12 protein-coding genes and 1 tRNA gene are annotated in these 14,818 nt (G+C 65.3%); 9 read left to right on the top strand and 4 right to left on the bottom strand.

Annotation, left to right across the window (positions count from 1 at the left end; all coding sequences use genetic code 11):
* Positions 1–29 precede the first annotated feature (29 nt).
* Positions 30–914: a diacylglycerol/lipid kinase family protein gene (locus tag ASE50_RS10620; protein ID WP_056399791.1), complete on the top strand. Its 885-nt coding sequence runs from the start codon at positions 30–32 to the stop codon at positions 912–914.
* 239 nt (positions 915–1,153) lie between these two features.
* On the opposite strand, the gene ASE50_RS10615 is transcribed toward ASE50_RS10620, so the two are convergent.
* Genes ASE50_RS10615 through ASE50_RS10600 form a run of 4 tightly spaced genes read right to left on the bottom strand, consistent with a single transcriptional unit; the run spans position 1,154 to position 6,868 of the window.
* Complete coding sequence (locus tag ASE50_RS10615) at positions 1,154–3,988, bottom strand: valine--tRNA ligase (protein ID WP_056399788.1); 2,835 nt, start codon at positions 3,986–3,988, stop codon at positions 1,154–1,156.
* Positions 3,989–4,033: 45 nt separating this feature from the next.
* Positions 4,034–4,585 (bottom strand): DUF2497 domain-containing protein, encoded by a 552-nt coding sequence (locus ASE50_RS10610; RefSeq protein ID WP_056399785.1) that lies wholly within the window; start codon positions 4,583–4,585, stop codon positions 4,034–4,036.
* A 32-nt stretch (positions 4,586–4,617) separates the two neighbouring features.
* A complete protein-coding gene (locus tag ASE50_RS10605) occupies positions 4,618–6,189 on the bottom strand; it encodes a TolC family outer membrane protein (protein WP_056399783.1) in 1,572 nt (523 codons plus the stop codon).
* 7 nt (positions 6,190–6,196) lie between these two features.
* Complete coding sequence (locus tag ASE50_RS10600; protein WP_056399780.1) at positions 6,197–6,868, bottom strand: protein-L-isoaspartate O-methyltransferase family protein; 672 nt, start codon at positions 6,866–6,868, stop codon at positions 6,197–6,199.
* 339 nt (positions 6,869–7,207) lie between these two features.
* Between ASE50_RS10600 and ASE50_RS10595 the strand changes: the two genes are divergently transcribed.
* The 8 genes from ASE50_RS10595 (at position 7,208) to purU (ending at position 14,618) form a co-directional block, all read left to right on the top strand.
* A complete protein-coding gene (locus ASE50_RS10595) occupies positions 7,208–9,169 on the top strand; it encodes an acyltransferase family protein (RefSeq protein ID WP_056399775.1) in 1,962 nt (653 codons plus the stop codon).
* 259 nt (positions 9,170–9,428) lie between these two features.
* Positions 9,429–9,502 (top strand) — tRNA-Cys (locus ASE50_RS10590).
* Positions 9,503–9,620: 118 nt separating this feature from the next.
* Entirely contained in the window at positions 9,621–9,887 is a 267-nt protein-coding gene (locus ASE50_RS10585; protein WP_156347373.1) for a hypothetical protein, read from the top strand.
* Complete coding sequence (locus tag ASE50_RS10580; protein WP_056399763.1) at positions 9,884–10,327, top strand: periplasmic heavy metal sensor; 444 nt, start codon at positions 9,884–9,886, stop codon at positions 10,325–10,327. The genes ASE50_RS10585 and ASE50_RS10580 overlap by 4 nt, the downstream gene beginning before the upstream one ends.
* Entirely contained in the window at positions 10,324–10,890 is a 567-nt protein-coding gene (locus tag ASE50_RS10575) for an RNA polymerase sigma factor (RefSeq protein WP_056399755.1), read from the top strand. The genes ASE50_RS10580 and ASE50_RS10575 overlap by 4 nt, the downstream gene beginning before the upstream one ends.
* Positions 10,891–10,941: 51 nt before the next feature.
* Positions 10,942–12,774, top strand: a complete 1,833-nt coding sequence (locus ASE50_RS10570) for a copper resistance system multicopper oxidase (RefSeq protein WP_056399753.1) — start codon at positions 10,942–10,944, stop codon at positions 12,772–12,774.
* Positions 12,771–13,688, top strand: coding sequence for a copper resistance protein B (locus ASE50_RS10565; protein WP_056399750.1), 918 nt, complete (start codon positions 12,771–12,773; stop codon positions 13,686–13,688). The genes ASE50_RS10570 and ASE50_RS10565 overlap by 4 nt, the downstream gene beginning before the upstream one ends.
* Before the next feature lie 48 nt (positions 13,689–13,736).
* The gene (purU, locus tag ASE50_RS10560) at positions 13,737–14,618 is read left to right on the top strand and encodes a formyltetrahydrofolate deformylase (protein WP_056399748.1); all 882 of its coding nucleotides are present in this window, start codon (positions 13,737–13,739) and stop codon (positions 14,616–14,618) included.
* Positions 14,619–14,818 lie beyond the last annotated feature (200 nt).

Raw genomic sequence — 14,818 nt, 5'->3', positions numbered from 1 at the left:
CATTTTCGTTACGGAGCGTTACCGACCGCATGACGCAGATCCGCTCCGCCGCCATGATCGTCAATGCCCGGTCACGCAGCGGGCAGGACCAGTTCGCCCAGGCATGCAGCGCGATGCAGGGCATGCCGTTCGAGGTCGATGCCCATGCGGTGGAAAACCCGAAAGACCTTGTGCCGACGCTCGAACGTGCGCTGGAACGCAAACCCGATCTGGTGATCCTCGGCGGCGGCGACGGTACGATCAGCAGTCTGGTCGACCATCTGCTCGGCCATGACGTGATCCTCGGCGTGCTTCCGTTCGGCACCGCCAACAGCTTCTGCCGCACGCTCGGCATCCCGCTCGACATTCCCGGCGCGGTCGAGGTGCTGAAGACCGGCCGGCCACGCCGCATCGACCTCGGCATGGTCGACGGTGATTATTTCGCCAATTGCGCCGCGATCGGCCTGTCACCGCAAATCGCGCAGACCGTGCCGCATGGCGTCAAGAAGCTGTTCGGACGCGCCGGCTATTTGGCATGGGCGACGCTGCAATTCGTCAAGTTCCAGCCGTTCCAGTTGATCGTCGGCGAAGGCTCCGACGCCAAACGGATGACCGCGACCGAGGTCCGCATTTCGAACGGCCGCTTCCACGGTGGCACCGAACTGGTCGAGGAAGCGCGGCTCGACAGCGGCGAGATCATCGTTCAGGTCGTGTGCGGCAAGGGCAAGCGCAGCCTCGTGCGCAACTGGGCCGCCGGCTTCTTCCGCCTCGACTCCCGCCGCGTCGATACCGTGACCTTCCACGGCAAGGCGCTGCGCATCGAAACCGTACCGCCGCTGCCGATCTCGATCGACGGCGAGGTGCTGGCCAAGACACCGATCATGGCCAAGGTCGCGGCCGGGATCATCGAGGTAATGGCGCCGATCGAGGGGTAAGTACCCGCCTCTCACTCCTGTCATTCCCGCGCAGGCGGGAATCCATAAACGCTGACGTCCGCGAGGGAGTCGAAACGCTGCGCCTATGGATTCCCGCCTTCGCGGGAATGACGCACGGGCCGTCAACCAGACTCGTCATTCCGGCGGAGGCCGGAATCCATTGTGTCGGGCACTGGCGGCAGGAACGCAGGCGTCACCCCATCCATGGATTCCGGCCTGCGCCGGAATGACGACAGAAATTACCCCAACCGCCCCAACGCCGCATGCAACCGCGCCGCCTCGGCCATCTTGTCGTTATGATCCGCCCGCGCCTTCTCCACCGCCTCAGGTTTGGCGCGCTCGACGAAGCTCGCATTGCTCAACCGTCCGGCCAGCGCATCACGCTCCTTCTCCGCCGCCGCGATCGCCTTGGTCAGGCGCGCGCGCTCCGCGTCGAGGTCGATGACATCGCCCAGCGGAAGGACGAAGGTCGCTTCGTCCACCACGATCTGCAACGCGCCGCCCGCCGGCACGTCCTCGGCAACCGCATCGACCCGCGCCAACCGCGCCAGCACAGCGCCCTGTCGTGCCAGCCGCTCGACCGTCTCGCCCGACGCATCGCGAACATGCAGCGGCAGCCGCGCGCCCGGCGGCACGTTCAGTTCGGTCCGTGCCGCGCGAATTTCGCCGACCAGCCGGATCAACCAGTCCACCTCCGCCCGCGCCGCCGGATCGATCACGCGCGCATCCGCCATCGGCCAGCGCGCGACGATCAGGTCGCTCGAACGCTCGCCGAGCGCATGCCACAGCTCTTCCGTAATGAACGGCATGAACGGGTGCAGCATCACCAGGATCTGGTCGAGCACCCAGCCCGCGACCGCCCGCGTTTCCTCGCCACCCTCGGCCCCGCCCTGCAACACCGGCTTGATGAGTTCGAGATACCAGTCGCAAAACCGGCTCCATGTGAACTGATAGATGGTGTTCGCCGCCCCGTCGAAGCGCAGGTCGGCCAGCGCGAGGTCGAGCGCCTGCACTGTCTCGATCGTCTCGGCGATGATCCAGCGATTGACCGCCAGCTCGGCCTTGGGCGGCTCGATCGTCGCCGAAGCGCCGATGCCGTTGGCCTGCGCAAAGCGGGTCGCATTCCACAGCTTCGTCGCGAAGTTGCGGTATCCCTCGACCCGCTTCTCATCCATCTTGATGTCGCGGCCCTGGCTTTCCATCGCCGCCATGAAGAAGCGCAACGCATCGGCGCCATAGCGGTCGATCAGCCCGAGCGGATCGACGGTATTGCCTTTCGACTTCGACATCTTCGCGCCATCGGCGGCGCGGACGAGACCGTGCAGATACAGCGTCTTGAACGGCACTTCCTTCATGAAGTGGATGCCCTGCATCAACATCCGCGCGTCCCAGAAGAACAGGATATCGAAGCCCGAAATCAGCACGTCGTTGCTGTAGCGACCACCCAGCGTCGGATCGCTATTCTCGGGCCAGCCCAGCGTCGCAAACGGCCACAGCGCAGAGGAGAACCACGTGTCGAGAACGTCGGGGTCGCGCTGCAAAACCACGACCTGCCCGTCTCCTTCCGGCTGACGGATCGGTTCGCCTTCATTCAGCTCCGAGAATAGGACCTGAAAATCCGAACCATAATAGGCTTCTGCCTGGAGGCGGGCTTCCTCTTCATTTTCGGCGACGAACGCCTTTGTCTCCGGGGCATGACCTTCGAACAGTTCTTGGCCAGCCTCTCGGTATGACCGATCCGAATTCCGAGCCAGCCATTCCTTGGAAAAGCCAAACCATGCCGGAATACGATGCCCCCACCACAGCTGACGCGACACGCACCATGGCTGGATGTTTTCCATCCAGTTGAAATAGGTCTTTTCCCACGACTTCGGCACAATCTTGACCGTACCCGATCGCACCGCATCGATCGCGGGCTGCGCCAGCGTCCTGGCATCGACATACCATTGGTCGGTCAGCCACGGTTCGATCACCACGCCCGACCGGTCGCCATAGGGCGTCTGGATCGTGCGCGGTTCGGCGTCGTGTTCGGCACCGTCCTTGTCGACGTGCGGGATCAGGACGCCTTCGTCCTTCAGCCGCGTGACGACCGCCTTGCGGGCGTCAGCGCTCGACAGGCCGAGAAAGGCGTCGGGGATCAGCCCGTCGGCGGTCTGCACGATGTGCGCCCTGGCATCGAGCATGTTGAGCATGTCGCGCGCCTCGATCCCGGCGCGGCGGCCGACCTCGAAATCGTTGAAGTCGTGGCCGGGCGTGATCTTCACCGCACCCGATCCCAGTTCAGGGTCGGCATGTTCGTCGGCCACGATCGGGATCAGACGACCGGTGATCGGCAGGCGCACCTGCTTGCCGATCAGCGCGGTGTAGCGCGCGTCGTCGGGATGCACCGCGACGGCCATGTCGGCCAGCATCGTTTCGGGCCGCGTCGTCGCCACCTCGATAAAGCCCGATCCGTCCGCCAGCGGGTAGCGCAAGCGCCAGAAATTGCCCCTGACTTCGCGCGTCTCGACCTCGAGGTCGCTGATCGCCGTGCCGAGACCCGGGTCCCAGTTCACCAGCCGCTTGTCGCGGTACAGCAGACCCTCGCGATGCAGCTGCACGAACACCTTCAGGACGGCGGCCGAAAAGCCTTCGTCCATGGTGAAGCGTTCATTGGCCCAGTCCATCGAACAGCCGAGCCGCCGCAGCTGCCCGGTGATCTGCCCGCCACTTTCGGCCTTCCATTCCCAGACCTTGGCGACGAAATCGTCGCGCGAATAATCGGTGCGCTTTTGCTGCTGCTGCGCCATCTGGCGTTCGACGACCATCTGCGTCGCAATGCCGGCATGGTCGGTGCCGACGACCCAGCGCGCGTCCTTGCCCTGCAACCGGGCATGCCGCACCAGAATATCCTGCAACGTGTTGTCGAGCGCGTGGCCGATATGCAGGCTGCCGGTGACGTTGGGCGGCGGATTGACGATCGTCCATGGCGTGGCGTTCGGCCGCTCGGGCCGGAACAGGCCGTCCTGTTCCCAGTGGGCATACCAGCGCGCTTCGATGGCGGCGGGATCGAAAGTCTTGGGCAGTTCGCTCATCGCCGTCGCATGGCGCGGATGCGACGGCGTTGCAAGAGAGCGGCGTTATTCGCGTCCGCTGATCCGGGCGATCTCGCGCGCCACCATCGCCTCGACGATGCCCGGCAACTTTGCGTCCAGCCACTCGCGCAGCATCGGGCGCAGCATCTCGCGCACCATCCCTTCGAGCGAATCGGCACCCGGCGTTTCGGGCTTCACCAGCATCCGCGACAACTGGTCGAGCGCACCGCGACTCGCCTCGGCGGCACGGTCGGATACGATCGACGCATCGATCTTGCCGGGTGCGGGCGCTGCTGGCATCGGTTCGGGCTCGGCTTCCATGCGGGGTTCGGGAGCGCGCGGCCGTTCGGCGCGCGGTGCGTCGACACGGGGCTGTTCGACCCGCGGCTGTTCCATGCGCGGCGGCGGTGGCGGCGCGGCAACGCTCTGATTCAGTTCAAGAATTTCGTCGGCATCGTCAAGGTCGCGTGCCTGCGCCGTGCGGATCGACTTGCGACCGCGCAACGCCTGGGCCGATCCTTCGCCCTCTTCGGCGATGATCCGCTTGATCGAAGACAGGATGTCCTCCATCGACGTTTCGTTGCTGATATCGCCCATCGCAACCCTCATGCCTGACGCCTCTTGAACGCTTAGCCTTCGGGGTTGACGCGCGGCGTGTCAACGCCTTGCGTTGCCCGAGCGGCTCCCCCCTGCCGATTAGGGGCATCGATGCCCTGCGTCGGCGTATAGGGATTGGGCGTCCGCTGCAATGCGGGATCGAGTTCGCGGGTCACCACCGGCGTCTGTGCCGGGGTGTTGACCGTGCTGGGCGCGATCGGCACCGGCGCGGGATCGTCGCTCCAGTCCCAGATGCGATTGCGCACCCGATCGTAATTCGCGACCGGATCGTACAGCGCCCCGCCGTCGAGCCCCAGATCGCGCGCCTCGGCCCGACCCATCGCCGCCAGCAGCGCGAAGCCGGCGACATAGGCATCCCGCCGCGCCGACACCAACTGCACCTGCGAATTGAGCAATTCCTGCTCGGCATTCAGGATGTCGAGGATCGTCCGCGTGCCGACGCTGTTCTCGGCGCGGACACCCTCCAGCGACAGGCGGTTGGCCTGCACCTGCACTTCGGACGATTCGATCACGCGCAGCGCCGATTGCCACGCGGCGAACGCCGATCGCGCATCGGATACGACCGACCGTTCGACCTGCGTCACCTGCTCGATCGCGGCCCCTTCCAACGCCTGCGCGCGCCGGATCTGCGCGCTCGGCCGTCCGCTCTGGAACAGCGGCAGGCTGAACTGCACGCCGGCCTGCGCCTGTCCACCATCCTGTTGCAAGACGATGCCGTCGACCGACTGCGCCGACCCGAGGAAGCTGGTATAGCTGCCCCCGGCGATCGCGCTCACCGTCGGCAGCCGGTTGGCGCGGGCGACACGTACGTCGAACCCGGCCGCATCGCTGCTGCGCCGGGCCGCGATCAGCGCCGGATTGTTCGATACCGCCACCCCGACCGCACCGTTGGGATCGGCGGGCAGATTGGGCAGCGCGGGCGGCGCGTCGAGTGTCCCCGCCGGCGTACCCGTGGTCGCGACATAGTTTTCGCGGCTCTGGATCAGCGACGCTTCGGCATTGCGCAACTGCGCCTGTGCCGATGCCAGCCGCGCCTCGGACTGTGCTACGTCGGTGCGGGTCAAGTCACCGACCTGGAACCGGTCCTGCGACGCCTGAAGATTGACTTCGAGCACGCGGACATTCTGCTGGTTCAGGCGCACGATCGCCTCGTCACGGATCACGTCGTTATACGCGGCGACGACCAGCGTGAAGACGTTGGCCTCGGTGCTGCGCAGGTTGGCGCGACCGGCCTCGACCCGCGCATCGGCGGCGCGCACCCCGTTGCGGATCGATCCGCCCGCGTAGAGCGACTGGCTGACGTTCAGCTGCACGTTCCCGCTCCGCGGTGCCTGCGTGAACCCGCGGCTTGCGGGGTTCAGGACATTCTCGATGACCTGACCCTGCGTGACGACCTGCGGCAACCCCTGCGAACGGGTGATCGGCACCGTTTCGTCGGTCGCCCGCTGGTTGGCGCGCGCCTGCGTCAGCTGCGGATTGGTTGCATAGGCGCGTACCAACGCCTCCCGCAACGTCTCCCCACTCGCAGGGGACGCCAGCAATGCCAGCACCGCAACCCCGCCGATGAACTTCCCCCCCCGCATCTTTTTCCTACCTTGCGAATTGAAACGTCTTGGGCCGAGCGAAGCCCGGCAGCTCGACGCAGTCGAGATCGGCGAAGTCGACAAGCCCGAACCCGCCTTCGCTGCGCCGGCCGAGCGCCAGCCGCGTCACGCCACGATCGACCAGTCCGGTCGTCAGCCGTCCGCCGGGGGCAAGCTGATCGGCGATCGCATCGGGCACCGCATCGACCGCACCGTCGATGATGATGACGTCATAGGGCGCAGCCTCGGCCCAGCCGGCATTCAGCGGCCCCTCGACCAGCGTGACCTTCGCATCGGCAATCGCATCGCGGGCCGAACCGGCCAGCCGGGCATCTTCCTCCAGCGCGACGACCGACGCCGCCAGCCGCGCCAGCACCGCCGCCGCATAGCCCATCGCCGCGCCGATCAGCAGCACATGATCGGTCGGACGGATGTCGGCCGCGACCAGCAACCGGCCGGTAATCAGCGGCGGATTGATCGCGCGGCCGCCCCCCAGCGGCAATGGCGCGTCGCGATAGGCAAGCGCCGCCTGCGAAGCGGGCACGAAGGCTTCGCGCGGCACCTCGCCCATCGCGTCGACGACGCGTGGATCGCTGACGGCGCTGGTGCGAAGCTGGCTGACGACCATCGCATGGCGCATCGCTTCGAAATCGGGGCGGGTCTGGTTCGAATCGGTCATGGTGCAATCCTGTCGCACAACTGTTTTAGCCACGCAATACACATCGCATCGCGACCGCTGTCTATCGCGACGCGGTGCCCTCGCCAAGGACGGGGTGGCGTATAATTTCGGCGCATCCGACTTCTCGCACGGCGAATATAACGCTGCGAACGGAGCCTGTTTCGCCGAACGGTACCGATCAGAACCGCCTGATAGGGTCAGCTGCTTCGTGAGCGGTGCTCAGACAGCGTACGCGCGGCGCGTGGCCGGCAACGGTCCTACTTTGGGAGGAGCGAGCAAAAATTTTATGTTATATCTTATGCGGGTAAGATACTGGCCACCGATCGAAGCGGGGGCTTAATGATTAAATATCGTCCGGATATTGATGGACTGCGAACGATTGCCGTTGGCGGCGTCGTGCTGTTTCACGCATTTCCGTGGTTGCTGTCCGGAGGATTCGTCGGTGTCGACGTGTTCTTCGTACTGTCGGGCTACCTAATTACTTCGATCATTTTCGGCGAGGCGCAGCGTGGCGATTTCTCCATCGCGCGCTTTTATGAGCGGCGGTTCCGGCGAATCCTGCCGGCGCTCGTTCTGGTGGCGTTGGCGACCACGGTCGCGGCGATCGTCATTCTTTCTCCTTCCGAACTCGACGATTATGGAAAAAGCCTGTTCGGAGTTGCCACCTTCACCGCCAATTTTGTCTTTTGGTGGGACACGGGATATTTCGCATCCGAGGCATTGGACAGACCGCTCCTACACACGTGGTCGTTGGCGGTCGAAGAACAATTCTATATCTTGTGGCCGCTGATCGTACCGATGCTGGCACGCCGGAAAAGCGCGCGCCCGCTGCGGGCGTTCGTGGTCGCAACCGTCATCGTATCGCTGCTACTGTCTATCGTCGGATTACAACTCTATCCCGAAGCGACCTTCTACATGCTGCCTACCCGCGCATGGGAACTCGGCCTTGGTGCGATGCTCGCGGTGCGCGCGATACCAGCAATTCGGACCGCGATGGTGCGTGAAACGGCCGCAATACTGGGTTTATTGCTGATCCTGGTACCGATGGTGATGTACAGCGAAGCGATGCCGTTCCCGGGGCTTGCTGCATTGCCACCGTGTTTGGGTGCCGTCCTGATCATCCACGCTGGCGATAAATCCTCTACGCTGGCCGGACGAGCATTATCGGTTGGGCCGGTGCTGTACGTCGGACTGATCTCCTACAGCCTATACCTGTGGCACTGGCCGTGGCTTGTACTGCCCCGCATCGCCTTGGGGCGTCCGTTAACGGCGATCGAGACGATCGCCGCAGTCGGCATGGCCTTCGTTCTTGCAATTCTGTCTACGAAGTTCGTCGAAGCACGGTTTCGTGGTCGCGGGGCTTGGCCCGTCAGTCGCGCTAAGGTTCTGGGAGCTAGCGCGGGGATAGCAGGCGTCCTGGCCGTAGCAGGAATGACGCTTGTGAAGACCGATGGCCTGCGGGCAATCAGCGGTCCCGCTGTTCAGGTCGCAGATCGCGCGAATGATGCTTTCAATCCGCGCCGTCCGAACTGCCATATGGAAAGAACGCCGGCTTCGAACGGAACATTGGGCCATGCTGACAAGTGTATCGCGGGCAGACCGGACGCGGTCACCGGGTATGATGTTCTACTCTGGGGAGATTCGCACGCCGATCATTTGATGCCCGGCCTCGCCAGCATGGCGAAGGAAGGCAATTTTGAAATCAGGCAGACCACTGCTTCGGGTTGCAGCCCGATACTGCGGTTTATCGCCTATATTCCAAAGTTGGCCCCTTGCACTGCGTCTTACCAAAACGCGTTGGAAGAAGCTGCCCGCCAGGCTGACATTGATACGGTGGTAGTAAGTTCGAGCTGGTCGGCGGTCCTAGCATCCTTAACCGCGACGACCGCCAACAATGATCCCGAGCTTGCGGAACGGCAGTTCGCAGACGGGTTGCGGTATATTGTACGATGGATTCACAGCGAGATACCGAAAGCGCGGATCGTTTTCGTAGGATCGACGCCCGATTACGACCTTTCGTTGCCGAAATGCTTCGCCCGGGCTGCCAAAGTCGGATTCGGTGACAGCGCGTGTGCGGCGCGCGAACCGAACGACCATATCTGGGGTCCAAAGGCGGACAAGATACTCGCAACTATGCGGGACAACGGCGTCACGGTCGTTCTGCCGCGGTCGGCGTTTTGTAAGGGTGATATTTGCAAGACCCGACAGGATGGCCATATCCTGTATTATGACGATGATCATCTTTCGATAGATGGGTCGAAGATCGTTGCGCGACCTATCATGGCGGCGATACGATCCTAGCTCCGCCACGGTTGCGATGCGACGCTACGATTGGTCCAGAAGCAAAATTACGCGATATTCGCTCGCGTTCATCCATGGCGCTGACCAAGGTAATTGGTATCGGCGCTGTTACGTAGCGCGACTACCTATTGCCGCGCGCCGCGTCATGCCGCCGTCGGGCAACGTTTCCGAAGTGGGCGCGCAAACATCGATCAAATCGGGCGATCGCCGGGTTGACGTGGAATGAAATCCAACGCAAACGGCCGCTCCACCGTATCGAGGCGCGATGGCGGAGTGGTGACGCAGAGGACTGCAAATCCTTGCACCCGGGTTCGATTCCCGGTCGCGCCTCCAGGGTCGGCATTGGCCGGCCCGATCGGGAACCCCGGTAAATTCGGTATGATCTGCGTTCCGGTCGAGGGCTGACCGGTGATGCTGCGTAGCATTCCTGCGTAAGGGTGGAATGGATGCCATGATCGACGATCTCGACCAATCGCTGCGCCGGCTGTCGGACGTCACCGACGATCCGCGTCTCGACGCGCTCGCCCCGGCCGTGTTCGCGCGGGTGCGGGCGGATGGTGCTGCGCGCGCGGCGGGCTTGCGGCTGGCGGGGGTCGCCGCGATCGGGGCGGTGACCATGGGGCTGGTCGCCGCTGATCCGATACCGCGTCCGCAACCCGCGGCGACCTTTGCCGACGACCTCGCGCTCGCGCCCTCGACGCTGCTGGCCGGTCGATGAGCCGGACCCGGTGGACGGTGCTGGTCGCCATCGTCGCGTTTCTCGCGGCGCTGGGCGGGGTGCTGGCCGGTCGCATGATCGGTGATCGTCCTGCGACGGCGCATGGCGGTGAACTTCATGCCCTGCTGCATGACGACATGCAGTTGACGCCCGGGCAGATGCGCCGGCTCGACGCGCTGGAGGCGGAGTATGCGACGCGGCGTGCGGCGTTGCAGGCGCAGATGCGCGCCGACAATGCCCGGCTGGCACAGGCGATCGCCGCCGAGCAGGATGACGGCCCGCGCGTCGCCGCGGCAGTCGATGCGTCGCACCGGACGATGGGGACGTTGCAGAAAGCCACGCTCGCGCATGTCTTCGCGATGCGGCGACTGCTGCGTCCCGATCAGACCCCGGCGTTCGACCGGGCGGTGGCACGCGCGCTCACCCACCCGGCGCAGTGACCGCGGCCAATCCCGGCCCCGATGACGGCGAACTGGCGGCAAAGGCACTGGCCGGCAGCGAAACCGCTTTCGCATCGCTGATGCAGCGTCATCGCAGCCGGGTGTATCGCCTGATCCTGAACAGCGTCGGCGATCCCGACGAGGCGCTCGATCTGGTGCAGGAGACGTTCCTGTCCGCCTATCGCGCGCTCGGTCGCTATGACGGAACGCGCCCGATGGCGGCGTGGCTGGCGACGATCGCGCTGAACAAGTGCCGCGATCTGGCGCGGCGGCGGGCGCTGCGGCGCTTCTTCTTCGGCGCACGATCGGTCGACGAGCTGGCCGATACGATCGCGACGAACGATCCCGATCAGGCGAAGGCCGCCGAACAGCGACAGGAAACCGCCCGGCTGCGCGCGGCGATCGCGATGCTGCCCGCCGCGCTCCGCGAACCGTTGTTGCTGTGTACGGTCGAGGAAATGCGCCAGTCCGACGCCGCCGAGTTGCTCGGCATATCGACCAAGGCGGTCGAGACCCGCATCCGGCGCGCCCGCATCAAGCTGAACGAATTGCTGGCCGGTTGAGGGGGCGGTGCCCGTGCTGCGTATGACCGGATGGATGACGAGGATGTTTGCATGACGACGACGATCGATCGCCGCCGGTTGTTACGCGGCGCGGCGCTGGGCGGCGGCGCGATGACGCTGGGCGCATGGACACCGCTTGGCGCACGACAGGCGACGAACGGCCCGGTGGTGTCTGGCGACCTGATCGAACTGCGGATCGGCCGGATCAACCGCCTGGTCGATGGCCGCCCGTCGCGCAGCATCGGCATCAACGGCATGTCCCCCGCCCCGCTGATCCGCCTGCGCGAGGGGCAGCGCGCGCGGATCCGCGTCGTCAACGACCTCGACGTCGAAACCTCGCTGCACTGGCACGGGCTGCTGGTGCCGTTCCAGTATGACGGCGTGCCCGGTATTTCCTTTCCCGGCATTCCGGCGGGACAGAGCTTTCTGTACGATTTCCCGGTCCGGCAGAACGGGACCTATTGGTATCACAGCCATTCGGGCGGGCAGGAACAGGCCGGACTTTACGGCCCGATCGTCATCGACCCCGCCGCCGCCGATCCCGTCGCCTTCGACCGCGAGCATGTGATCGTCCTGTCCGACCATAGCCGGTCGAGCCCGGCGACGATTTTTCGCCGGATGAAACTGCAACCGGGCTATTATAATTTCCAGCGGCAGACGCTGGCCGGATTGCTCGCGGGTCGCGACCAGCCCGCCAAGGATCGCGCCGAATGGGGCAAGATGCGGATGGACCCCGCCGACATCGCCGACGCGACCGGCGCGACCTATACCTATCTGGTCAACGGCCATGGCCCGGTCGACAACTGGACCGGCGCGTTCACGCCGGGCGAGCGGGTGCGGTTGCGGATCGTCAATGCCTCCGCGATGACGACGTTCAACGTGCGCATCCCCGGCCTGCCGCTGACGATCGTCCAGTCCGACGGGCTGAACGTGGAGCCGGTGACGGTCGACGAGTTCCAGATCGGCGTCGCCGAAACCTATGACGCGATCGTCACCCCCGGCGACGCTGCCTATACGCTGGTCGGGGAAAGCGTCGACCGATCGGGCATGGCCCGCGCGACGCTCACCCCCCGCCCCGGCCTGACAGCGCCGGTCCCGCCGCTGCGAGCCCGCCCGCTTGCAACCATGACCGACATGGGCATGGGCGGCATGGGCCATGAAGACAAAGCCGGTGCCCCCGACCCGACCATCGAAAAGAACGCCTCTGCCCGCCTCGCCACGCAGCAGGGTGCACCCGCATCGGCCGCACCCGCCCCGGATCACGCCGCGATGGGCCATGGCGACGCGATGGGCGGCATGGCGGGAATGGAGGGCATGGGCGAGATGAAGCACGGCATGCGCGACTTCGCGAACGCCCCCGGCGTCGCCAAAACCCCCGGCGTGCAGACCATCTCCCCCATGGCCGCCGACCGCACCGACTATCCGGGACAGGGGCTGGAGGATGTCGGCCACCGCGTGCTGACCTATCGCCAGCTGCGCTCGCTCGACCGCAATCCCGACGTCCGCGCGCCGGGTCGCCAGATCGACATCCACCTGACCGGCAATATGGAACGCTTCATGTGGGGGTTCGACGGCAAGCGCATGGTCGACACCCACGAACCCTTTGCTTTTGCCGAAGGGGAGCGGGTTCGCATCAACCTGATCAACGACACGATGATGGCGCATCCGATCCATCTGCACGGCCATTTTTTCGAGCTCGTCACCGGGCATGGCGACCATAGCCCCCGCAAGCATACCGTGCTGGTGCAGCCGGGCGGGATCGTCAGCCTCGACTTGACCGCCGATGCGGTCGGCGACTGGGCGTTCCACTGCCACATGCTCTACCACATGCTGGCGGGGATGATGCGCGTCGTCACCGTCCGTCCGCAGGGGAGCGTTGCATGATCCGCACCCTCGCACCGCTGCTCGCGCTCGCCGCTGCCGTCCCCGCCGTCGCGCAGGACCATAGCCATATGGGGCATATGCAGATGCCCCCCGCCGCACCTGCACAACCCCAGCCGCAACCGGCCGGGAAGACCACCGAACCGGCCGCCCCCGCCGAAGCGCCCGAACCGACCGGCACCGACCAGTCCCCCGGCAGCGCGCCGCCCCCGCCCGTCCCGATGCCGCACTACGCCGACCGCGTCTGGGGCGGCGATGTCATGGCCCGGTCGCGCGATGCGATGATGGCCGAAGAAGGCGGCGGCCAGCGTTTCGCCCAGCTCCTGCTCGACCGGGCCGAGTGGAAGGACGGCGGCTATGCGTGGGAAGGCGAGGGCTGGTATGGCGGCGACATCCACCGCTTGGTCGTCAAGAGCGAGGGCGAAGGCGGCGACCGCCTCGACGCCGCCGAAGTGCAGGCGCTCTATTCGCGCGCGATCGATCCCTATTTCAACCTGCAGGCCGGCATCCGGCAGGACATCCGCCCCACCCCGGCACGCACCTATTTCACGGTCGGCATCGAGGGCCTCGCCCCCTATTGGTTCGAACTGAACGCCGCCGCGTTCCTCTCGACCAAGGGCGAATTGCTCGGCCGGATCGAGGGCTATTACGACCAGCGCCTTACCCAGCGCCTGATCCTGCAACCGCGCGCCGAACTGAACCTGTCGGCGCAGGATATCCGCGAGACCGGCACCGGATCGGGGCTGACCAACGCCGAACTCGGCCTGCGCCTGCGCTACGAAATCGCCCGCGAATTCGCACCCTATGTCGGGGTGAACTGGGAACGTCGCTTCAGCGATACCCGGCGTTTCGGCCGCGCGGCGGGCGAGGATAGCGGTGGCATCGGTCTGGTCGCCGGCATCCGTGCATGGTTTTAACCACGCGCATTCGTCGCTAGAGCCCCCCGATCAACAGGGGAAAAGTCGATGCCGGTTTCCGACGCCGCGGGGTCGCCCGCCTATGTGCTGACGCTGTCGTGCGCCGATCGCGTCGGGATCGTTGCGGCGGTCAGCGGGCATCTGGCGCGGATCGACGGCTTCATCCTCGACAGCCAGCAATATGCCGATCTGGAGGCCGGACGTTTCTTCATGCGGGTGGAATTCGCCGGCGCCGGCCCCGCCTTTCCCATCGATCCCGATGCGCTGACGCAGGGGTTCGCCACGATCGGCGAAGACTTCGCGCTCGACTGGTCGATCGTCCCCCGTGCCGAACGGATGCGCGTGCTGATCGCGGTGTCGAAGGGCAGCCATTGCCTCAACGACCTGCTCCATCGGTGGAAGACCGGCGATCTGCCGGTCGAGATCGTCGGCGTCGTTTCCAACCACCCGTCGCTGCGCGCGCTGACCGAATGGCACGGCGTGCCGTTCCATCACCTGCCGATCGTCGACGGCGACCGATTGGCGCAGGAAGCGGCGATGCTGCGCGTGTTCGAACATTCCGATGCGCAATTGCTGGTGCTCGCCCGCTATATGCAGGTACTCGGCAGCGACCTGTCGCATCGGCTGGCCGGACGCTGCATCAACATCCATCACAGCTTCCTGCCGAGCTTCAAGGGTGCCCGCCCCTATGCCCGCGCGCACGACCGCGGCGTCAAGCTGATCGGCGCGACCGCGCATTATGTCACCGGCGATCTCGACGAAGGCCCAATCATCGAACAGGCAGTCGAACGCGTCGATCACCGCGACACCGAAGCCGACCTGATCCGCATTGGTCGCGATATCGAGGCACAGGTGCTGGCCCGCGCTGTGCGCTGGGCGGCGGAACGGCGGTTGTTCCTGAACGGACACCGGACGGTGGTGTTTCGCTGATCTACTCCCTTCCCTGGTCAAGGGAAGGACGGGAGATGAGTCGGTTAGCTAGACGGGATCGACATTCAGTTCGCTGGGCCCAGGAATAGCGTTTTATCCTCTTTCGTCATTCCCGCGCAGGCGGGAATGTGGATTCACGTTTGAAGTGCACCGGTTGAGATGCGCAGGAATGCCTCGGCGGGGGTTTGGAAGTCGAGACA

The organism is Sphingomonas sp. Leaf5, from assembly GCF_001421155.1.
Classification (GTDB): Bacteria; Pseudomonadota; Alphaproteobacteria; order Sphingomonadales; family Sphingomonadaceae; genus Sphingomonas.
Note: the sequence above shows the minus strand (reverse complement) of the source record. Positions and strands in the feature narration are given on the sequence as shown.